This is a genomic window from Micromonospora sp. NPDC000121 (assembly GCF_042899165.1).
Classification (GTDB): Bacteria; Actinomycetota; Actinomycetes; order Mycobacteriales; family Micromonosporaceae; genus Micromonospora.
In genome coordinates this window covers 103,593-121,822 of the sequence record NZ_JBIAZP010000001.1, presented here as the reverse complement: position 1 = coordinate 121,822, position 18,230 = coordinate 103,593, and the positions used below count along the sequence as shown (strand labels likewise).

Annotated in this window: 23 protein-coding genes; 11 read left to right on the top strand and 12 right to left on the bottom strand. The window is 74.2% G+C overall.

The features are described from left to right. Nucleotides 1-14: 14 nt before the first annotated feature. From ACFY23_RS00640 to ACFY23_RS00630, 3 genes are all read right to left on the bottom strand, one after another. Entirely contained in the window at nt 15-890 is an 876-nt protein-coding gene (locus ACFY23_RS00640; RefSeq protein WP_350678370.1) for an alpha/beta hydrolase, read from the bottom strand. Nucleotides 891-970: 80 nt separating this feature from the next. After that, entirely contained in the window at nt 971-1,165 is a 195-nt protein-coding gene (locus tag ACFY23_RS00635) for a DUF397 domain-containing protein (protein WP_350678372.1), read from the bottom strand. Continuing rightward, nucleotides 1,153-1,899, bottom strand: a complete 747-nt coding sequence (locus tag ACFY23_RS00630; protein ID WP_350678374.1) for a helix-turn-helix transcriptional regulator — start codon at nt 1,897-1,899, stop codon at nt 1,153-1,155. The genes ACFY23_RS00635 and ACFY23_RS00630 overlap by 13 nt, the downstream gene beginning before the upstream one ends. 207 nt (nt 1,900-2,106) lie before the next feature. Here ACFY23_RS00630 and ACFY23_RS00625 point away from each other — a divergent pair, with 207 nt between their 5' ends. Then, a complete protein-coding gene (locus tag ACFY23_RS00625) occupies nt 2,107-2,388 on the top strand; it encodes a hypothetical protein (protein ID WP_350678377.1) in 282 nt (93 codons plus the stop codon). Next, nucleotides 2,385-2,633 (top strand): flavin reductase, encoded by a 249-nt coding sequence (locus ACFY23_RS00620; protein WP_350678379.1) that lies wholly within the window; start codon nt 2,385-2,387, stop codon nt 2,631-2,633. The genes ACFY23_RS00625 and ACFY23_RS00620 overlap by 4 nt, the downstream gene beginning before the upstream one ends. Before the next feature lie 118 nt (nt 2,634-2,751). Here the strand turns inward: ACFY23_RS00620 and fdhD are convergent, their stop codons facing one another. Further along, a complete protein-coding gene (gene fdhD, locus ACFY23_RS00615; protein WP_350678381.1) occupies nt 2,752-3,606 on the bottom strand; it encodes a formate dehydrogenase accessory sulfurtransferase FdhD in 855 nt (284 codons plus the stop codon). 50 nt (nt 3,607-3,656) lie between these two features. Between fdhD and ACFY23_RS00610 the strand changes: the two genes are divergently transcribed. The 3 genes from ACFY23_RS00610 to ACFY23_RS00600 all read left to right on the top strand — a co-directional run bounded on the left by ACFY23_RS00610 (nt 3,657) and on the right by ACFY23_RS00600 (nt 5,821). After that, nucleotides 3,657-4,349, top strand: coding sequence for an NTP transferase domain-containing protein (locus ACFY23_RS00610; protein WP_350678383.1), 693 nt, complete (start codon nt 3,657-3,659; stop codon nt 4,347-4,349). Beyond that, on the top strand, nt 4,346-4,612 hold the full coding sequence (locus tag ACFY23_RS00605) for a DUF6457 domain-containing protein (RefSeq protein WP_350678385.1): 267 nt from the start codon (nt 4,346-4,348) through the stop codon (nt 4,610-4,612). Before ACFY23_RS00610 ends, ACFY23_RS00605 begins: the two co-directional genes overlap by 4 nt. A gap of 102 nt (nt 4,613-4,714) precedes the next feature. Then, nucleotides 4,715-5,821 (top strand): hypothetical protein, encoded by a 1,107-nt coding sequence (locus tag ACFY23_RS00600; protein WP_350678388.1) that lies wholly within the window; start codon nt 4,715-4,717, stop codon nt 5,819-5,821. A 76-nt stretch (nt 5,822-5,897) separates the two neighbouring features. Here the strand turns inward: ACFY23_RS00600 and ACFY23_RS00595 are convergent, their stop codons facing one another. Then, nucleotides 5,898-7,760, bottom strand: a complete 1,863-nt coding sequence (locus ACFY23_RS00595) for a beta-propeller domain-containing protein (protein ID WP_350678391.1) — start codon at nt 7,758-7,760, stop codon at nt 5,898-5,900. Nucleotides 7,761-7,845: 85 nt separating this feature from the next. Further along, on the bottom strand, nt 7,846-8,304 hold the full coding sequence (locus ACFY23_RS00590; protein WP_350678394.1) for an Lrp/AsnC family transcriptional regulator: 459 nt from the start codon (nt 8,302-8,304) through the stop codon (nt 7,846-7,848). Between the two features lie 59 nt (nt 8,305-8,363). On the opposite strand from ACFY23_RS00590, the gene ddaH reads away from it, so the two are divergent. Further along, the gene (gene ddaH / locus ACFY23_RS00585) at nt 8,364-9,197 is read left to right on the top strand and encodes a dimethylargininase (RefSeq protein WP_350678397.1); all 834 of its coding nucleotides are present in this window, start codon (nt 8,364-8,366) and stop codon (nt 9,195-9,197) included. A 200-nt stretch (nt 9,198-9,397) separates the two neighbouring features. Here the strand turns inward: ddaH and ACFY23_RS00580 are convergent, their stop codons facing one another. Both ACFY23_RS00580 and ACFY23_RS00575 read right to left on the bottom strand, forming a co-directional pair. Then, complete coding sequence (locus ACFY23_RS00580) at nt 9,398-10,594, bottom strand: ABC transporter substrate-binding protein (protein WP_350678400.1); 1,197 nt, start codon at nt 10,592-10,594, stop codon at nt 9,398-9,400. Between the two features lie 79 nt (nt 10,595-10,673). Continuing rightward, the gene (locus tag ACFY23_RS00575) at nt 10,674-11,471 is read right to left on the bottom strand and encodes an alpha/beta hydrolase (protein ID WP_350678403.1); all 798 of its coding nucleotides are present in this window, start codon (nt 11,469-11,471) and stop codon (nt 10,674-10,676) included. 83 nt (nt 11,472-11,554) lie between these two features. Between ACFY23_RS00575 and ACFY23_RS00570 the strand changes: the two genes are divergently transcribed. Then, nucleotides 11,555-12,157, top strand: a complete 603-nt coding sequence (locus ACFY23_RS00570) for a bacterial proteasome activator family protein (RefSeq protein WP_350678405.1) — start codon at nt 11,555-11,557, stop codon at nt 12,155-12,157. Nucleotides 12,158-12,188: 31 nt separating this feature from the next. Here ACFY23_RS00570 and ACFY23_RS00565 read toward each other — a convergent pair whose 3' ends face one another. Together ACFY23_RS00565 and ACFY23_RS00560 are read right to left on the bottom strand one after the other, a co-directional pair. Then, complete coding sequence (locus ACFY23_RS00565) at nt 12,189-13,001, bottom strand: HAD family hydrolase (protein WP_350678408.1); 813 nt, start codon at nt 12,999-13,001, stop codon at nt 12,189-12,191. Next, on the bottom strand, nt 13,001-13,822 hold the full coding sequence (locus tag ACFY23_RS00560; RefSeq protein WP_350678411.1) for an HAD family hydrolase: 822 nt from the start codon (nt 13,820-13,822) through the stop codon (nt 13,001-13,003). Before ACFY23_RS00560 ends, ACFY23_RS00565 begins: the two co-directional genes overlap by 1 nt. A 194-nt stretch (nt 13,823-14,016) precedes the next feature. Here ACFY23_RS00560 and ACFY23_RS00555 point away from each other — a divergent pair, with 194 nt between their 5' ends. Continuing rightward, a complete protein-coding gene (locus ACFY23_RS00555) occupies nt 14,017-14,538 on the top strand; it encodes a GNAT family N-acetyltransferase (protein WP_350678413.1) in 522 nt (173 codons plus the stop codon). A gap of 3 nt (nt 14,539-14,541) precedes the next feature. On the opposite strand, the gene ACFY23_RS00550 is transcribed toward ACFY23_RS00555, so the two are convergent. Continuing rightward, entirely contained in the window at nt 14,542-15,303 is a 762-nt protein-coding gene (locus ACFY23_RS00550) for a hypothetical protein (protein ID WP_350678416.1), read from the bottom strand. Between the two features lie 111 nt (nt 15,304-15,414). Between ACFY23_RS00550 and ACFY23_RS00545 the strand changes: the two genes are divergently transcribed. The 3 genes from ACFY23_RS00545 (at nt 15,415) to ACFY23_RS00535 (ending at nt 17,192) form a co-directional block, all read left to right on the top strand. Continuing rightward, nucleotides 15,415-15,846, top strand: coding sequence for an OsmC family protein (locus ACFY23_RS00545; protein WP_350678419.1), 432 nt, complete (start codon nt 15,415-15,417; stop codon nt 15,844-15,846). 112 nt (nt 15,847-15,958) lie between these two features. Beyond that, on the top strand, nt 15,959-16,303 hold the full coding sequence (locus ACFY23_RS00540; protein ID WP_350678478.1) for a metallopeptidase family protein: 345 nt from the start codon (nt 15,959-15,961) through the stop codon (nt 16,301-16,303). A 166-nt stretch (nt 16,304-16,469) separates the two neighbouring features. Beyond that, nucleotides 16,470-17,192, top strand: a complete 723-nt coding sequence (locus tag ACFY23_RS00535; protein ID WP_350678421.1) for an AIM24 family protein — start codon at nt 16,470-16,472, stop codon at nt 17,190-17,192. A 78-nt stretch (nt 17,193-17,270) separates the two neighbouring features. On the opposite strand, the gene pheA is transcribed toward ACFY23_RS00535, so the two are convergent. Next, a complete protein-coding gene (gene pheA, locus ACFY23_RS00530) occupies nt 17,271-18,227 on the bottom strand; it encodes a prephenate dehydratase (protein ID WP_350678424.1) in 957 nt (318 codons plus the stop codon). Nucleotides 18,228-18,230 lie beyond the last annotated feature (3 nt).

Below are 18,230 nucleotides of genomic sequence, written 5' to 3'. Positions count from 1 at the left end.
CCCGGCGGCGCGGGTCATCCCCCAGCGGGAAGTCGCCGGTTCAGCCAGGAGAGCAGGACCTGCTCGTACTGCGGGCTGACACCGTCCAGGTCCTGGGCCTCGTTCAGGGTGGGCGTGTGGTCGCAGCCGGCCAGCCGGGCGACGGTCAGCTCCGCGGCACGGGCGGCCCGGCGCCACACTGCCAGGCTCTCCTCGATCGGCGTCCAGGCGTCGGTCTCGCCGTAGCAGAGCAGCACCGGGCAGGTCAGCGCCGCGAAGACCGGCTCCGGGTCGAAGTCCATGTCGGTCCAGGTGCCCGGCTCCGGCACCTCCCGCGGCAGGAACGCCAGCGGAAACCAGGGCCGCTCGACGGCGGCGTCCAGCTCCGCCTGGGCGACCTCCCGGGACAGCCCGCCGCGCAGGTAGGCCTCCGCGACCCCACGCAGTCGGTCCAGCTCGGCGAGGTCGGCGTCGCCGTACCCGTGGCGGCGAAGCTGCTCAGCGGTGCCGTACCGCATCTGCCGGGCGGGGCTGACCCCGCTGCACCCGACGAGCACGAGGAAGTCGACCGGGTGCCGGCTGGCGGTCAGCGCCGCCGCCCAGGCCCCCTGGCTGAACCCCCACAGCCCGACGGGGATGTCGCCGGCCTGCCGGCGCAGCACGTCGAGGGCCGCCGCGGCGTCGTCGGCCTGGGCGGCCAGCGGCACGTCGCGACCGTCGACCCGGGGGCGACGGTCGTAGCGCAGCACGGCGATGCCGGCCGGCGGCAGCAGCCGGGCCAGGTGCTCGTAGAGGAAGTACGACCGCGTGTCGGCGTGCGAGCCGTGCAGCACGGCGAGCGCCCCTCGGGGCGGCCCGGCCGGCAGGTCCAGGAGGGCGGGAAGTTGCTGCTCGCCGACGTCCAGCTCCATGCCGGGCAGTCAACCACGGGCCGGCGCGTCCGTCTCGCCCGTCCGTGCCCGTCCGGGGCGGCAGCATGCCGGCGGGGCGGTCAGGCCCGTCCGGCCACCTCAGCGACGAAGGCGCGCCACGCCGCCGGCTCGAAGGTGAGGGCCGGGCCGGCGGGGTCCTTCGAGTCGCGGACGGCGACGACGCTGGGAAGGTTGTCGGCGACCTCGACGCAGTTGCCGCCGTTCGAGCTGCTGCGGGTGGCCTTACGCCACCGTGCGCCGGTCAGGTCAGCCATGATCTTGCCTTTAGGAAGTCGATGGATTGGTTTCGCGGGAGCGCGACCGATCTCACGGTATCCCACACGGCCCACAGCGGAGCAACGTCATTAGTGATGCGTCCAGCGGCCTGATCATCCAGGTAGCCGACATCCTCGCCGTCCTTCGTCGTGGCAATCACGAACGGCCCCGCCTGGCCTGGGTGAAGGCCCGCGTCCAGCGGAAGGACATGCACCATGATGTTAGGCCGTTCGGCCATCGCCGCCAGGTGGTCGAGCTGCGGCACCATGACTGCCGGCGCACCTCGGCGTAACGCTGACTCATCGATTACGAAGACCGCCAGGGGCGGGCGGGGCCGCTCAAACACCGCAGTCTGCCGCCGTAGCCGCGTCTCGACGTAGCTGTCTGCATCAGCTATCAGGGGGCCACTAGCGAGCACTGCGCGGGCATACGCCTCGGTCTGAAGTAGTCCGGGGACAACGGTCGACTCATAGCACCGCAGCCCAGCCGCTTCGCGCTCGATGTCCGTCCACGGCTGGAACCATGCTGGCTCCCTTCGTTTCAGTGCGTCCGGCCAGAGCTCCTCTATGTCCTTGTTCAGGATTTCGGCGACCCGGGCACGGTGACGGGTCTGCGGAATTCGTCCCTGGCTCACCCAACGCGCCGCCGTCTTCGGATCGACACCGACTTGAGCTGCAAGGCTCTCGGCAGTCTCGCCGGCCTTCGCCATCGCGACCTGTACCGCCCGGTTCATCCCCATCCCTCACTCGAACGTCCCGAATGATTCCGGTACAGATTGCTACGTGGTGTCACTGTCTGACAACCCTCGGCAAGGTGGCTTGTAGACGGCGCGAGCCGGTGGAGGCAGCCGAAGCCCGCCGGTCGTGCCGGTGAGGGGGCCGCCGCCGGGCGAGCATCCGTGGCGGCCCCCTCCTCCAGCCGACGGACGAAGGGAAAGCCGGTGAGCCCGCGAGAGATCAACTCCGGCGACGTCCTGCACCTGACCCGGTCCGCGAGCCCTCAGTTCGTCCGCCCGATCACCGTCCGCGTGATCCGCGTCCTGACCGACTGGCACACGTACCAGGGCTGGCGCTGGATCGACGCCTACGAGCTGAACGCGCGCGGCGATGCCGTGGACCGGCGCTCGCTGTACGTGCGGTGCGAGGGGGTGCGCTGGCGTACGACGCCTCCGGCCCCTGCCCCGGCCCGCCGCCGAGTCTCCCACCGGGAGGTGACGGTGTGAGCCGGCGTCGCGAGCACCTGCCCACCCGGCCCACCTGGCGCTGCGCGGCCTGTGGGATCGCCTGGCCGTGCTCCGCCGCGAAGTTGCGGCTGCTCGGCGAGTACCGCACGGACCGGGCAGCCCTGCTGGTCCACCTGGCGACCCTCCAAGCCGAGGCGGGCGAGCAGCTCGCGGCGCTGGACCGCGCCCCGACGCCGGGCGACCTGACCGAGCGCTTCACCGGGTGGGCGCGGGCACGCGGGTAGCCGGCACGCGGGTGGTCTCATGGACGGGGCAGCTCGACAACGTTCCACCACCCATCCCCGACACGCATCCGTCGAAGGCGCTGCGCCGCCGTCCGGCTGGAGCTGTTCGGCATGTGGATCAGGCGGTGACCCGGCGGGGGTGGGCGTAGACGTTCATGGCCCGGCCGCGCAGGAAGCCGACCAGGGTCACCCCGGCCTCCTCGGCCAGGTCCGCCGCCAGGCTGCTCGGCGCGGAGACCGCCGCGAGCAGCGGCACGCCGGCCATCCACGCCTTCTGGGTCAGCTCGAAGCTCGCCCGCCCGGAGACCAGCAGCACGTGCCCGGCCAGCGGCAGTCGCCGCTCGCGGACCGCCCAACCGATCACCTTGTCGACCGCGTTGTGTCGGCCGACGTCCTCGCGCACCACCACCAACTCGCCGTCCGCGGTGAACAGGCCCGCCGCGTGCAGGCCGCCGGTGCGGTCGAAACCGCGCTGCGCCGCCCGCAGCCGCTCCGGCAGCTCGGCCAGGAGCGCCGCCGGCACGGTCAGCGGGTCGTCGCCCACCGCGAAGACGGATCGGGTACGCACGGCGTCGATGCTCGCCTTGCCGCACACCCCGCAGGAGCTGGTGGTGTAGAAGTTCCGGGCCGGGTCGGTCGTGGGCTCGGGCACGCCGGGCGCGAGCACCACGTCCACCACGTTGTACGTGTTGGGCGTCTCCGCGCCGGCGCAGAGCTGCGCGGTGTGCACGTCGTCGGTCGAGCGGATCACTCCCTCGGTCAGCAGGAAGCCGATCGCCAGGTCGAGGTCGTCGCCGGGCGTACGCATGGTGACCGCGAGCGGCCGTCGCCGGCCGGGGCCCGCCGCACCGACCCGGATCTCCAGCGGCTCCTCCACCGCGAGGGTGTCCTGCCGGCGTACCGAGGTGCGGCCGGTGGCCGCCGCGTCGAGGTCGATGCGGAGCACGCCGCGTCGGTCAGTCGCCCGTCCCATCCCGCCATCCTGCACCCGCGCCCGGATCGCCGCGCAGCTACCGTGGCCGGGTGGACGCGTACGCGGCAGTGGTGCTGGCGGGTGGAGCCGCCCGCCGGATGGGCGGCGTGGACAAGCCCGCCCGTACGGTCGGCGGCCGGCCCATGCGGGACCGGGTGCTGGCCGCCGTCGCCGACGCCGCCCCGCGCATCGTGGTCGGCCCGCCCGGGCCGGTGCCCGCCGGGGTGCGGGTGACCCGGGAGGAGCCGCCGGGGGGTGGGCCGGTCGCCGCCGCTGCTGCGGGGCTGGCCCTGGTCCCCGCCGGTACGCCCGTCGTCGCGCTGCTCGCCGCCGACCTGCCCCTGCTCACCCGCGCGGCGATCGGCGGGCTGCTCGGCCACCTCGACGCCGGTCACGACGGCGTCTGCTACGTCGACGGCGAGGGACGGCGGCAGACGCTCTGCGGCGTGTGGCGGGTCGCCGCGCTGCGGGCCGCCCTGGACCGCCTCGCCGCCGAGCGGACCGCCACCCAACCGGCCGCCGCCGCCGAACGGACCGCCGCTACGGAGCCGGAGCGGGCCGCCGCCGAGCCGGCCATCCGCGCCGGGCTGGGCGGTACCGCGTCGCTGGCCGGGGCGCCGATCCGGGCGCTGCTGGCCGGGCTGCGGGTCCGCGAGGTGCCGTGGTCCGGTGCCGGCCCGCCGCCCTGGTTCGACTGCGACACTGACGAGGACGTACGCCGGGCGGAGGAGTGGGCGCGATGACGGTGATGGACGACTGGGTGACGGCGGCCTGTGCCGAGCTGGGCCTCGACCCCGCCCAGGTGCCGGTGCCGGCCGTGCTCGACCTGGCCAAGGACGTGGCGCACCAGGTGCTGCGGCCGGGCGCGCCCGTCACCGCGTACCTCCTCGGGCTGGCGGTCGGCCGGGGCGCGGACCCGGCGGGCGCCGCGGCCCGGCTCAGCGCGCTGGCCGCCTCCTGGCCGGTCGAACTGGGCGCCGAACGCCCCGGCGAGGGCCCCGCCTGAGGTCGTCGTCCGATCACTGCCGAGGTCGCTGTCCGATCACTGTCGGGCTGATTCGTCCCCCCGGTCCCGTGGGTAGGGTGGCCTGGACGGACGGAGGCGATCATGACGGCAGACCACCCCTCGGTGCCGAACGGTGACAAGCCCGGCACCCTGCCGGCGCACCACGAGCCGATCCTGCTCGACGAGCCCACCACGGCCGACCTGCGGGCGAAGGTGACCCAGGCGTGGCGGGAGTTCGCGCGGGCGCTGGCCGAGCGGCTGGCGGCGCTGCCGACGGGCGCGCACGTCGAGCTGACGCTCGACCCCACCGCCTCCGGCACCGGCGACGCGGTCTACTCCGTCAGCGTCGACGTCGGCGAGGACGGCAAGCTGGCCGCCCGTGCGGTCGGCAACGCCACCCTGCCGCAGGGCTACCGGCTGGACCGGGCCGCGGTGGCGGACATGATCGCGCTCGGCTGGTCGCCGCCCGGCGTGGTGGCGGGCTCCGGCGAGCACTTCGGGCTGGACGGCAGCACCGCCGACGCCACCCGGCTGGCGGCCCTGATCACCCGGACGCTGCGCGACGTCTACGGCGCCCCGCACCCCGCCTTCCTCGTCTACCTGATCCACGACGCCGAGGGGGAGTCGCTGCCGGTGGAGCCGCTGGGCACCGCGCGCAGCGAGTTCGGTCCGGACCGCGACGTGGAGGCCGACCTGGACGAGGCGCTCGCCGCGGCGGCCGCCGCCCAGGCCCCGGAGGGTGACGTGGCCGCGCTCGCCGAGCGGGTCCGTACGGTCGTCTCGACCATGCTCAAGTCGGACTCGGACCGGTTGCAGGTCGACTCCGACGGCGACATCAACATCCGCGCCGGCTCGGCGATGGTCTTCGTCCGGGTCCGCGACAACCCGCCGCTGGTGGACGTCTTCTCCCCGGTGCTCACCGAGGTCGAGCCCACCGAGCGGCTCTACGTGAAGCTCTCCGAGCTGACCAACCGGATGCCGATCGGCCGGCTCTACTGCGCCGACGACACCGTGTGGGCGTCCATCCCCGTCTTCGGTCGCAACTTCCAGGCCACCCACCTGATGCTCGCCGTGCAGGTGATGACGGGGCTCGCGGACGAGCTGGACGACCGGCTGCACGGCGAGTTCGGCGGCAAGCGCTTCTTCGGCGAGGGCGACAAGCCGGGCAGGCGCGACCAGGGCGAACACCGCACCGGCATGTACCTCTGACCCGAGCCGTTCCGGCTGAGACGGGTGGGGCCCGGAAACCCCGAGAAACCGGGCCCCACCCGCCGGGGAGGGAGGATCAGGTCAGCGGAAGCCAGTCGAGGCTGCGCGCGGTGGTCGGGTCGGTGGCCCGCAGGCCCGCGTCGGAGACGGTCCAGAGCACGTCACCCACCAGCAACGACCGGGTCACCGGGCCCGCCCCGACCGGGTGGGACACCGTGCCGACCTCGCCGATGTCGGTCCCGGAGACCCGCAGCAGGCGTACGTCGTCGCCGACCGGGAGGGCGACTAGGCCGGTCTCCGGGCGGTGCAGGAAGGCGTGCGAGTCGTACTCCAGGGCGGAGTACTTCCCGGGCACGTGCCACTGGTCGAGCCGGGCCGGCCGGGCCGGGTCGCGGACGTCGAAGAGGGAGACCTGGAGCCCCTGCGTCCGCCCCCGTTGGTCGGCCTCCTGGCCCACCCCGAGCAGCCGCCCGTCCGGCAGCGGGTGCAGGTACGCCGAGTACCCGGTGATCTTCAGCTCACCGGTGACCCGGGGCGTGGTCGGGTCGGTCAGGTCGACCGCGTAGAGCGGGTCGGTCCGCCGGAACGTGACCACGTACGCGGAGCCGCCGAGGAAGCGCACCGAGAAGATCCGCTCGCCCGGGCCGAGGCCGGTGACCGCGCCGACCCGGGTCAGCGCGTCGCCGTCGCGGCGCAGCACGTGGACGCCGGACTCGGTGGTCGGTCGGGCGGCCCAGGGGTTGCCGGTGGTGGTGGCGACCCGCAGGTGCCCCTGCCACTCCGAGAGGGCGTACTGGTTGACGAGCGACCCCGGCACGGTGCCGGCGGAGAGGTAGCGGGGACGCCCCGGCGCGCCGGTGTCGAACTGGTAGATCTCGGTGACCTGCGCACCCGCCGGCCGGTCCCAGCGCGGCCCGGCGGGCCGGCCCGTGACCGGGCGTTCGCCCGCGAGGTAGAGGTTCGGGCCGGTGCCGTAGACCGTGGTGGCGTCGGCGGCGACGCTGACCGGGTCGCCGTCGCCGAGCCGGTCGGCGGCCAGGTCGAAGCTCAGCACGGTCAACATCGACGTGCCGGACCAGGTGGGCGGGCGGCTCAGCCGGTCGCAGCCGACCCGCCCGGTGTGCCGCTGGGCGCCGGCCGTCCACTCGTACGCCGGCAGCCACGCCTCCACCCCGGCCTGGTCGATGACCGCCCGGTTCGCCGCCGTCCGCGTCGCGTCGGTGCCGCGCTTCGCGCGCGGGAACTTCAGCCGGGGCCGGGTGCGGACGACGACCCGCGCGGTGGACCCGGTCTGCCGGGCGTCGACCAGGCTCCCGTCCATGCGGTAGGTGCCGAGCACCCGCGGCGGACCTGCGAGGTCGACCAGGATCAGCCGCGGTGCGCCGGCGATCCGCGACCCGGCGAACTCCCTGGCCCCGCCGGCGCCCACCTGGGCCAGCACCAGTGCCCGGTCGCCGTGCAGCAGCAGGGTCTGCTGCCCCCACTTCAACTCCGGCAGCGCCCCGGTGAGGTCCACCCGCCCCGTCTCCCGCCGGGCAGCCGGGTCCACCACCCGCAGCAGCCCCCGGTTGACCGTGATGATCCGCCGGCCGTCGGTCTTGACCAGATCGGGCTCGTCCGCGCCGGCCTCGTGGTTGTTGGTGGTGGAGTGCTCCGGTGCCGCTGCGGCCTCCGCCCGCGCGAGGGTCTTCGGGACCGCGTCGGAGGCCAGCATCGTGGGCCAGCGGCCGCCGAAGCCCCACGGGCCGACGGACGCCCGGGCGGCGGCCCGCAGCCCGGCCAGCGCGTCGGCGCAGGAGTCGAAGGAGACCAGCACCGGCGCGGCCGGCAGGTGCCGCGGCGGCGGATCGCCGGGTCGCGGCGGCGGGATGGCGCTCCCGCCGAGCAGGGTGAGGGCGGCCAGCGTGCCGGCCGCGAAGATGTGGGCTCCCCGTCTCATGGCCGGTTCGACGCGGCCGCGCGGCGCGTGGTTCCGACCCGCCCGGCCCTTCTTTCCGTTTCCCGCCCGGGGCCCGGTCGGCGGGTCAGCCGCCGGCGGGCCCGACGCCGGGGGACTCGACCAGTCGGGAGAGCACGATGGTGCTGCGGGTGGAGGTCACGAAGGGCTCGGCCCGCAGCCGCTCCAGCGCCGCCTCCAGGTGCGCGATGTCGGCGGCCCGCAGGTGGACGAGCGCGTCGGCCTCGCCGGAGACGGTGTACGCGCCGACCACCTCCGGGTGCCGGCGGGTGGCGACCCCGATCTGGGCCGGGGTGGTCCGGCCCGCGCAGAACAGCTCGACGAAGGCCTCGGTGGTCCAGCCGACGGCGGCCGGGTCGACGACCGCCGTGAAGCCCCGGATCACCCCGGCGGCCCGCAGCCGGTCCACCCGCCTCTTGACCGCCGGGGCGGAGAGCGACACCCGTTGCCCGATGTCCGCGTACGAGGCGCGGGCATCCGCGACGAGCAACGCAATGATCCGCTGGTCTACGGCATCTATCTGCAACGTTCCGCCTCTGGGAAGCAATGGTTGTGGCTGTTACCAAAGTTCTACGGTACCTACCCTTGGTCACCGTGAACCAGCAGCGAGTCCCGCGAAAGCGGACATATCTCATGTGCTCGCCCGAGCACTTCGCGGTCGAATACGCGATCAACCCGTGGATGGACGTCAGCACCCCGGTCGACCCGGAGCTGGCGGTCAAGCAGTGGGACCGGCTGCGGGATGCCCTGGTCGGCCTCGGCCACGAGGTGCACCTGCTCACGCCCGAGCGGGGCCTGCCCGACATGGTCTTCGCGGCCAACGGCGCGTTCGTGGTCGACGGCGTCGTCTACGGCGCGCAGTTCAAGCACGAGCAGCGGGCCGCCGAGGCCGCCGCGCACCGGGCGTTCTACGAGTCGCAGGGCTGGCGGTTCATCGCGCCGAGCGAGACGAACGAGGGCGAGGGCGACTTCGCCTACCTGCCCGAGGCGCACGGCGGGCTGGTCCTCGCCGGGCACGGCTTCCGCACCGAGCTGCCGGCGCACGCCGAGGCGCAGGAGGCGCTCGGCCGCCCGGTGGTGTCGCTGCGCCTGGTCGACCCGCGCTTCTACCACCTGGACGTGGCGCTCGCGTCGATCGACGACGAGAACATCGTCTACTACCCGGGCGCCTTCTCGGCGGCCAGCCAGAAGGTGCTCGCCCAGCTCTTCCCCGACGCGGTGGTCGCGGACGACTCCGACGCGCTGGCCTTCGGCCTGAACCTGGTCAGCGACGGGCTCAACGTGGTGCTCAACAGCGAGGCGACCCGGCTGGCCGGGAAGCTGAAGGCGGCCGGCTACCACCCCGTCCCCGTCGAGCTGGCCGAGCTGAAGAAGGGCGGCGGCAGCGTGAAGTGCTGCATCGCCGAGCTGCGCCACTGAGCCGAGCCGCGCCACTGAGCCGAGCCGCCGCCGAGCGGCCGAGCCGGGCCGCGTCGACCCGCTGAGCCGGGCCGCGCGATCGGGCCGTGCCGGGCCGCGTGACCGGCGCGGCGGGCAGGGCGTACGACGAGGGGGCCGGCCGCACGGGCGGGGCGGCCGGCCCCTCTCTCGCGTCATGTTTCTCGCGTCGTGCGAACTGCTCAGCCGAGCGTGGCCAGCTCCGTGACCAGCACGTTCGACAGCACCTGGCCGTCGAGTTGGACCTCGCGCAGGTACCACTTCTGCTGCGGCGTGCGCGGCTGGTTGAACTGCCACACGCCGCGCGGGCTGTCGATCTGGCCGATCTTGCCGAGCGCCAGGTTGACCTGCTGCGGGTTGGGCGTCTCGCCGGCGATCCGGATGGCCTGGTCGAGCACCTGCGCCGCGTCGTACGAGGCCATGGCGTAGGTGGTGGGCGATGCGCCGTGCTTCTTGCGGTACGCGGAGGCGAACCGTCGGTTGGCCGTGTTGTTCAGGTCGGCCGAGTAGTTGAGGGCGGTCTGGATGCCCTTCGCCTCCTCGGCCTTGACGCTCTCCAGGACCGTGCCCTCGGTAAGGAAGCCCGGAGCGTAGACCTTGCCGGTGAACCCCTCGATGCGCAGCTGCTTGATGAACTCGACCGCCGCCGGCCCGGCGTAGAAGCAGAACACGGCGTCGGGGTTGCGGCGCAGCGCCGTGCGGATGTCGGCCCGGTACGCGGACTTCGACGGGTTGGTGAAGACGCCCGTCCAGGTCACCGGGTCCTTGATGCGCGGGTCGGACTCGCCGAACTCCTGCCTGAAGCCCCGCACCACGTCCTGGCTGCCGGCGTTCTCCGGCGCGATGATCGCCAGCCGCGCCGAGGACCCCAACTGGTCCCGCAGGTAGCGCCCCAGCGCCCGGCCCGCCTCGTCGAGCACGTACGACGTCCGCCAGATGTAGACGACGCTCTGCAGGCTGGTCGGCGAGGCGTTGGAGCCGATCAGCGGCACCCGGGCCTGCTCGACGGTGTCCCGGATGCCGAACATGACGTTCGAGTCGACCACGCCGGTGAGGGCGAGCACGCCCTGCTTCAGCAAACCCTCGACGGCGGCCTTGCCGGTCTGCACGCTCTCGCCCTCGTCGGCGGTGAGCAGGGTGACCGGGTGCCCGCCCAGGCGGTTCTCGTTGAGGTCGAGGAAGAGCTGGAAGCCGTTGGTGATCTCGTCGCCGATCGCCTTGAGGCCGCCGCCGGTGGGCGCGATGAGGCCGATCTTGATCGGGCTGCCGCCGCCGGTCGCCTCACCCTCGGCCGCATCGGTGCCGCAGCCGGCGGCCAAGCCGGCCGTTCCGAGCGCGGCCAGCAGTTGGAGTGCCCGCCTGCGGTTCATCTGCGACACCGAGTTCCTTCCGGGGAGCGTTGCAGGGCGGATCGCGCCCCCTCGGCGTTCTACCGGGTCAGCGACGCTGCGTCAATGCCTAGCGATCTTCCAGCAGAGATCGAAGAGCAGCCATGATTTCCGGCCACGCCGTCGACTCCGGATCGATGAGCCCGAAATGCTCGCATTTCGGCAGCTCAACGAGGCGGATGTCACCCCCTGCCGCCGCGCCGGCCGCGACGAACTCGCGGCTCATCGCCACCGGCACCTGCTCGTCCAGCGCGCCGTGCATGACTACGGTCTGTGTTGGAATGGGCACCAATGATCGTGGATCGGCGGCGGCGTACCGGTCGGGGAGGTCGGCCGGGCCGCCGCCCAGCAGCGCGGCCACCGCCCCGGAGTCCAGGTCCAGCCGGTACGCCTCGGCGAGGTCCGACACCGGGGCCAGCGCCAGCACGCCCATGACGGCGGCCGGGGCGGTCGCCGCCGCGTACAACGCCAGATGCCCGCCGGCCGAGTGGCCCACCAGGACCGGCGGCCCCGCGGCGACCCGCCCGGGCAGCGCCTCGGCCGCCAGCCGGGGCAGCTCCGTCACGCCGGTCAGCACGTCGGTCAGCGTCCCGGGCCAGCCGCCGCCCGGCTGCCCCGTCCTGCGGTACTCCACCTGGGCCACCGGGTGGCCGAGCGCGGCCAGCGCGGCGGCCAGCGGGCCGGTGTGCCGCCGGTCGTACTCGGCCCGCCAGAAGCCGCCGTGCACCACCACGACCAGCGGCCGGGCCGGGCCCGACCCGGCGGGTCGGCGCAGGTCGGCGACCTGGTCCGGGTGGTCGCCGTAGGAGACGGTGGCGTCCGGGGCCGGGGCGGGGCGGCTGAGCACGGCGCGCGGGTCGGCGGGCATGGCGCGACCGTAGCGCGGATCACCCTCCGATCCGGCGTCGGGGATCGGTCCCCGGGAGCGGGTTCGCGTGCGGCTGGGTAAAGATGGATCCCATGACCGAAGCGCACTCCGCTGGACAGAACGACGAGCCGGGCCACGACGGCACCGGTCACTCCGGAACGGTGGTGGTGGTCGGCCCGGACGGGCGGCCGGTCGGCACCGTGCAGACCGACGAGGCCGCCGGCGAGGACCCCACCCGACTGGTCGAGCAGCCGGCCAAGGTGATGCGGATCGGCAGCATGATCAAGCAACTGCTGGAGGAGGTCAAGGCCGCCCCGCTCGACGACGCCAGCCGGCACCGGATGCGGGAGATCCACGAGCGGTCGATCGTCGAGCTCAAGGAGGGGCTCGCCCCCGAGCTGCGGGACGAGCTGGAGCGGATCTCGCTGCCCTTCACCGAGGAGAAGGCGCCCAGCGAGAGCGAGCTGCGCATCGCGCACGCCCAGCTCGTCGGCTGGCTGGAGGGCCTCTTCCACGGCATCCAGGCGGCCCTGGTCGCCCAGCAGATGGCCGCCCGGGTCCAGCTCGAACAGATGCGTTCCGGCCGGCAGGCGCTGCCCAGTGGCCCCGGCGGCGTGATGCCGGGCATGCCGGGCATGGGCCAGCCGCAGGGCGGCGAGGCGCACAGCACCGGCCAGTACCTCTGAGCCTGACGGCCGGCCGGGCGCCGGCCGGCCGTCAGTCCACCCCGAAGACCTTCTCCAGGTACGCCGCCACGCCGTCCGCCGAGTTCGCCGAGGCCACCTCGTCGGCGACCGCCAGGACGGCGCGGTGCGCGTTCGCCACCGCCACCCCTCGCCCGGCCCAGGTCAGCATCGGCACGTCGTTGGGCATGTCGCCGAAGGCGAGCACCTCCCGGGCGTCGATCCCGAGCCGCGCGCAGTACCACGCCAGCCCGGCCGCCTTGGTGACGCCCGCGGCGGAGATCTCCACCAGCCCCGAGGACGACGAGTGGGTCGCCTCGGCCAGCCCCTCCAGCGACGCGGCGACCAGCGCGACGAAGGCGTCCGGGTCCTGGTCGGCGGCCCGGGCCAGCAGCTTCACCGCCGGCGCCGACAACAGTTCCTCCGGGGTCTCGACCGCCCGGATCGCCTCGTGGTCGGCATCCCAGCGCAGCGGGTAGTGCGCCTCGTGCCGCATCTGCCGGCTCTCGACGATCTCCACCGCGAAGCTGATGTCGGGCACCTCGGCGCGCAGCCGCCGGGCCACCTCGGCGAGCAGTTCCGGCGCGAGCGGGTCGGCCCGGAGCACCTCGTCGGCGACCGGGTCGTAGACCACCGCGCCGTTGGCGCAGATCGCCGGCAGCGGCTCGGCGAGCTGGTCGTACACGAGCTTCAGCCAGCGGATCGGACGGCCGGTGACCAGCACGACCGGCGTGCCCCGCGCGGAGATCCGCGCCAGCACGTCGGCGGTGTGCGGGCTGAGTGTGCGGTCGTCCCGTAGCAGGGTGCCGTCGATGTCGGTGGCGATCAGCCGAGGTGCCTCTCCCATCAGCGGGACAGTAGTCGATCGAGGTACACCGCCACCCCGTCGTCGTCGTTGCGCAGCGTCACCTCGTCGGCGGCGGCGCGGACCGTCGGGTGGGCGTTGGAGACCGCCACCCGGGCCCAGCCGGCCCACGCGAACATCGGCAGGTCGTTGGGCATGTCGCCGAAGACCAGCACCTCGGCCGGGTCGACGCCGAGCCGCTGCGCCACGACGGCCAGCCCGGTGGACTTGTCCACCCCCGGCGGGCAGATCTCCACGAAGCCCAGGCCCGCCTGGGTGAGCGTGGCGACCTCCGGCGGGACGACCTCCCGGGCGACGGCGAGCAACTCGTCCACGTGGTGGTCGGCGGTCCGGACGAACGCCTTGATCACGTCGCAGGAGAGGCACTCGGCGCGGCTGCGCGCCTCGAACGCGTCCTGGTAGGGCCAGCTCGGGTGGTAGTCGCCCCAGAGCGGCGCGTCGTGCTCGTCGGACGCCTCGACCATCACCGTCAGCGGCCCGACCGCCACCTCCAGGTCGGCGAGCAGCGTGGCCAGCACCTCGGCGGGGAGGCGCTCGTCGCGCAGCACCACCGGCCCGGCCGGGTCGCTCTGGTCGACCACCCGGCCGCCGCCCGCCATCACCAGGAAGTCGGCGGCGCGGATGTCGTTGCGGGTCAGTTCGGCCAGCCGGGGACCGCGGCCGGTCGCGCCGACCACCGGGATCCCGGCGGCGCGTACCCGGTCCAGCACCCCGTGGGTGTAGGCGGAGACCGTCTCGTCGCTGCGGACGAGCGTCCCGTCGAGGTCGGTGGCGATCAGCTTGGGCAGGCCCGGGCGGGTCATCGTTCCTCCTTCGCCCGCCGCCGTCGCAACCAGCCGTTTCGGTCGTCGTGGCTCGACCCTGAGTGACGGCGGGCAGCAACCGTACCTCGCGTGGCAGGTACCGCCCATTGCCTTTGGGCGAAGTCGGTGCCAACGGACGACGGCCCGCCGGTGTCCCCGCCCCCGGGCCGCCGGGGCGGCCGTACGGTGGGCGGATGGGAGAGCGGGACTGGCCGGTGGCGGAGATCATCGGCACCGAGCGGCTGCTGCTGGAACCCCTCCGCGTCGACCACGCCGAGGAACTCGCCCCGCTCCTCGACGACCCGGCCCTACACGAGTTCACCGGCGGCAGCCCGGCGACCCCCGAGCACCTGCGGGAGCGCTACCGCCGACAGGCGGCCGGGCGGTCCCCGGACGGCGGGGAGGGCTGGCTCAACTGGGTCGTCCGGCACCGGGACACCGGCGACGCGATCGGGACCGTGCAGGCCACCGTGCGGCTCGACGGCGACCGGCCGGTCGCCGAGCTGGCCTGGGTCGTCGTGTCGCCGCAGCAGGGCCGCGGCTACGCCGGCGAGGCCGCCGCCGGCATGGTCGGCTGGCTGGAGGAGCAGGGCATCGGGGCGCTGGTCGCGCACGTGCACCCCGACCACCGGGCCTCCGCCCGGGTGGCCGAGCGGCTCGGTCTGCGCGCCACCGACGAACTGGTCGACGGCGAGATCCGCTGGGCCTCCCCCTGAGGGTCAGTCCCGGGGTTCGGGGCGGGCGAAGGGGACGGCCGGCCCGACGGTGAGGTCGGCCGGCGGGGGCAGCCCCCCGTCGTCCGCCAGGTCGCGGGCCCTGCGACTACGGCGTCGCTCGACCGGCGGCCCCTCGGCGGTGGCTTCCCCGTCGACGGCCTCCTCCCCGTCGGCGGCCTCCCCGTCCGGCGCGGCCGCCCCCACCGGGGCCAGCCTCAGCGCCGCCGCGAAGAGCGCGCACGCGACGAACGCCGCCACCAGGCCCCGGCCGTACTCGATCCGGAACCCGTCGTCCGTGGAGTAGAAGAAGACACGCTGGCCTGCCTCGTCCAGCGAGGCGGCGGTCGCGGCCAGCAGCGCCAGCAGCGCCCCGGCCAGGGTCAGGCCGGCGAGCCGGGCGTTGCGCCGGACCGCCGCCGTGCCGCGCAGCGCGAGCGCCACCGCGCAGGCCAGCGCCAGCAGCCCGACCAGGTAGCCGACCCCGAAGCCGCCGATGTCGGACACCCCGCCCGGCACCCGCACCGGCGCGTCGCCCTGGGGGCCGGCGTTGGGGATCGTCATCACCTGCCACTCGCCGAGCAGCGAGGCGAGGGCGGCCACCGCGCCCAGCGCCGCCAGCAGCGGCGGCAGCCGGCGGTCCCGGCCCAGGCCGGAGAGCGTACGCCCGAGCCGGCCCGGCGGGGCCGCCTCCGCCCCGCCCCACTCCACGACGGCGGTGTCGTCGGACCGGTGGTCCTGGCGGGGAATGGGGAGATCCTGGGACATCGGCCACCCTTCCGCGTGCACGGGCCTGAGCCGAATCATGACACAGCACGCACCGGAGGAGCGGAGCGTGAACGGTCGCCGGTGGGTGCCCTTTCCGATAGCGTCGGAGGCATGCCTATCCGTACCGCTTCCGCACGTTGGCAGGGCAACCTCACCGAGGGGTCCGGCACGGTCCGCACCGGCAAGGGCGGGCTGGAGGGGAACTACTCCTTCAAGTCGCGTTTCGAGGAGGGTGAGGGCACCAACCCGGAGGAGCTGATCGGCGCCGCGCACGCCGGCTGCTTCTCCATGGCGTTCTCCAAGGCCCTCGCCGAGGCCGGCTCGCCGCCCTCCTCGGTGGAGACCATCGCCAAGGTCCACCTGGACAAGACCGATGCCGGGATGACCGTCACCCGGATCGAGCTCGACACGGTCGGCGACGTGCCGGGCATCGACGAGGCGCAGTTCACCAAGCTCGCCGAGACCGCCAAGGACAACTGCCCGATCTCCCGGCTGCTCTCCCCGGGCGCCCAGATCACCCTGACCGCCCGCCTCGCCTCCTGACCGCCTCCACCGTCGGCGTACGCCTCCACGGGGAGCATCCCTCCCGGTGGAGGCGCGCCGATCTTGGCCGGGCCGCGCGGGCCGCGCCGTCGGGCAGAATGGGCGGGTGCCGGTGGAGATGAGTCGCGAGCGCTTCGAGGAGCTGGTCGGCGACGCGCTCGACGAGGTGCCCGAGGAACTGCTCGCCCTGATGAGCAACGTCGTGATCCTGGTGGAGGACGATCCGCCGCCCGGCGAGGACCTGCTCGGCCTCTACGAGGGCCACGCCCTCACCGAGCGGGGCTGGGACTACTCCGGCGTGCTGCCGGACCGCATCCTGATCTACCGCAACCCGATCCTGCGCCTCTGCGACGACGACGAGGACGTGGTGGACGAGGTCGCGGTGACGGTCGTGCACGAGATCGCCCACCACTTCGGCATCGACGACGCGCGGCTGCACGAGCTGGGCTGGGGTTGACGAGCGCGACGCGGCCCCCGCGGACGGGCGCGCAACCGCCACGACCGGCTGGTCGGCCGGTGCCCGCGACGACCGGCGGGCCGAGCCGGGCCGGTCGGCCGGTGGCCGATGGTTGCGGCGTACGCCTACCGTCGGTCCAGGCATCGCGAAATCAGGAGGCACTTCCATGCGCAGCGAGCTCTTCTCCGCGGAGAACCTGGAGAAGGAGTCCGCGCAGCCCGGCATGCGGCTGCAGAACTCCAAGATGTTGAAGATCGAACTCAACGGCGAGGCGATGGCCCGCGTCGGGTCGATGGTCGCCTACCAGGGGCAGGTGCAGTTCCAGGCGCTCGGCTCCGGGGGGCTCGGCAAGTTCCTCAAGCAGAAGCTGACCGGCGAGGGCGTCCCGCTGATGAAGGTCACCGGCCGGGGTGACGTCTTCCTCGCCGACTTCGCCAAGGACGTGCACGTCATCGACCTGGAGCCGGGCGACGCGCTCTCCATCAACGGCTCCAGCGTGCTGGCGTTCGACTCCACCCTCCAGTACGACATCCGCATGGTCGGCGGGGCCGGCATGGCCTCCTCGTCGGGCCTGTTCAACTGCGTCTTCACCGGCCACGGCCGGATCGCCATCACCACCAAGGGCACGCCGGTCGTGCTCAACGTCGACGCCCCCACCTACGTCGACCCGCAGGCGGCGGTCTGCTGGTCGGCCAACCTCCAGACCGGCTACCACCGGGCGGAGCAGCTCGGCCTCGGCACGCTGCTCGGCCGGCGCACCGGCGAGGCGTTCACGATGAGCTTCGCCGGCCAGGGCTTCGTCGTCGTGCAGCCCTCCGAGGAGCCGCCGATCATGGGCAGCGGCGCCCAGGAGCAGCAGGGCGGCCTCCTCGGCGGCCTGCTCAGCTGACCCGCGCCAGGCGCGCACACCGCCCCCGCCCGCGTCGACCCGTCCTGCCGGCTCCGCCGCGGCGCGGGGGCGGTGCCGTCAGGTGAGGTCGCCGGCGCGCAGGCGGGCCAGCCAGGCGGCGGCGTCGGCGTAGTCGGCGTCCGAGAGGCCGGGCGGCGCGGGGACCGGTCGGTCGCCCGCCGCCGTGGTCCAGCGGTGCCGGGGGTACGAGCCCAGGAAGCGCACGTCGGCGCAGACCCGGCGCAGCCCCTGCAACGCCTCCCCGAGCCGGACGTCCGCCACATGGCCCGTGCAGTCGAGGAAGAAGACGTACCGGCCGAGCGCCTCGCCGGTCGGGCGGGACTCGATCCGGCTCATGTTGACGCCCCGGACGGCCAGCTCCATCAGCACCGCCAGCAGCGCGCCCACCCGGTCGTGGGCGATGTAGACCGCCAGCGAGGTCACGTCGTCGCCGGTCGGCGGCGGGGGCGGGCCGGGGCGGGACACCAGGGCGAAGCGGGTCACCGCGTCCGGGTGGTCGGCGATCTTGTCGGCGAGCACGTCGAGCCGGTGCCGGGCCGCCCCGATCGGGGCGCAGATCGCCGCGGCGTACTCGCCGGTGGCGGCGCCGGCCGCGGCCGCGCCGTTGGAGAGCACGTCGACCACGACCGCGTCCGGCAAATGGGCGCGCAGCCAGCCCCGGCACTGGGTGGACGCCTGCGGATGGGCGGCGACGCTGCGGACGCCCGCGAGCGTCGTGCCGGGCCGGGCGGCGAGCACGAAGTCGACCGGCAGGATCACCTCACGGGTGATCACCAGAGGTTCCCCCTCGGCCAGCTCGTCCAGGGTCACCCCGACCGCGCCGCCGATCGAGTTCTCCAGCGGCACCAGGGCGGCGTCCGCCTCACCGGCCCGTACGCTCTCCAGCGCCTCCGGCACGCTGCGGGCCGGCGCGCGGCTGCCCCGCTCGGCGGCGGGGATGGTGTTCAGCGCCTGCTCGGCGAAGGTGCCCTCCGGCCCGAGGAAGACGAAGCGCGTCGGCGGTGTTCCCGGCATGGC

Excerpts from the sequence above, each read along its gene's own strand:
- pheA (WP_350678424.1), bottom strand. The coding sequence starts at position 18,227 with ATGCCGGGAACACCGCCGACGCGCTTCGTCTTCCTCGGGCCGGAGGGC.
- ACFY23_RS00630 (WP_350678374.1), bottom strand. The coding sequence starts at position 1,899 with ATGAACCGGGCGGTACAGGTCGCGATGGCGAAGGCCGGCGAGACTGCC.
- ACFY23_RS00605 (WP_350678385.1), top strand. The coding sequence starts at position 4,346 with ATGACGGTGATGGACGACTGGGTGACGGCGGCCTGTGCCGAGCTGGGC.
- ACFY23_RS00560 (WP_350678411.1), bottom strand. The coding sequence starts at position 13,822 with ATGACCCGCCCGGGCCTGCCCAAGCTGATCGCCACCGACCTCGACGGG.
- ACFY23_RS00565 (WP_350678408.1), bottom strand. The coding sequence starts at position 13,001 with ATGGGAGAGGCACCTCGGCTGATCGCCACCGACATCGACGGCACCCTG.
- ACFY23_RS00575 (WP_350678403.1), bottom strand. The coding sequence starts at position 11,471 with ATGCCCGCCGACCCGCGCGCCGTGCTCAGCCGCCCCGCCCCGGCCCCG.
- ACFY23_RS00545 (WP_350678419.1), top strand. The coding sequence starts at position 15,415 with ATGCCTATCCGTACCGCTTCCGCACGTTGGCAGGGCAACCTCACCGAG.
- ACFY23_RS00600 (WP_350678388.1), top strand. The coding sequence starts at position 4,715 with ATGACGGCAGACCACCCCTCGGTGCCGAACGGTGACAAGCCCGGCACC.
- ACFY23_RS00635 (WP_350678372.1), bottom strand. The coding sequence starts at position 1,165 with ATGGCTGACCTGACCGGCGCACGGTGGCGTAAGGCCACCCGCAGCAGC.
- ACFY23_RS00595 (WP_350678391.1), bottom strand. The coding sequence starts at position 7,760 with ATGAGACGGGGAGCCCACATCTTCGCGGCCGGCACGCTGGCCGCCCTC.
- ACFY23_RS00555 (WP_350678413.1), top strand. The coding sequence starts at position 14,017 with ATGGGAGAGCGGGACTGGCCGGTGGCGGAGATCATCGGCACCGAGCGG.
- ACFY23_RS00570 (WP_350678405.1), top strand. The coding sequence starts at position 11,555 with ATGGATCCCATGACCGAAGCGCACTCCGCTGGACAGAACGACGAGCCG.
- fdhD (WP_350678381.1), bottom strand. The coding sequence starts at position 3,606 with ATGGGACGGGCGACTGACCGACGCGGCGTGCTCCGCATCGACCTCGAC.
- ACFY23_RS00640 (WP_350678370.1), bottom strand. The coding sequence starts at position 890 with ATGGAGCTGGACGTCGGCGAGCAGCAACTTCCCGCCCTCCTGGACCTG.
- ACFY23_RS00550 (WP_350678416.1), bottom strand. The coding sequence starts at position 15,303 with ATGTCCCAGGATCTCCCCATTCCCCGCCAGGACCACCGGTCCGACGAC.
- ACFY23_RS00535 (WP_350678421.1), top strand. The coding sequence starts at position 16,470 with ATGCGCAGCGAGCTCTTCTCCGCGGAGAACCTGGAGAAGGAGTCCGCG.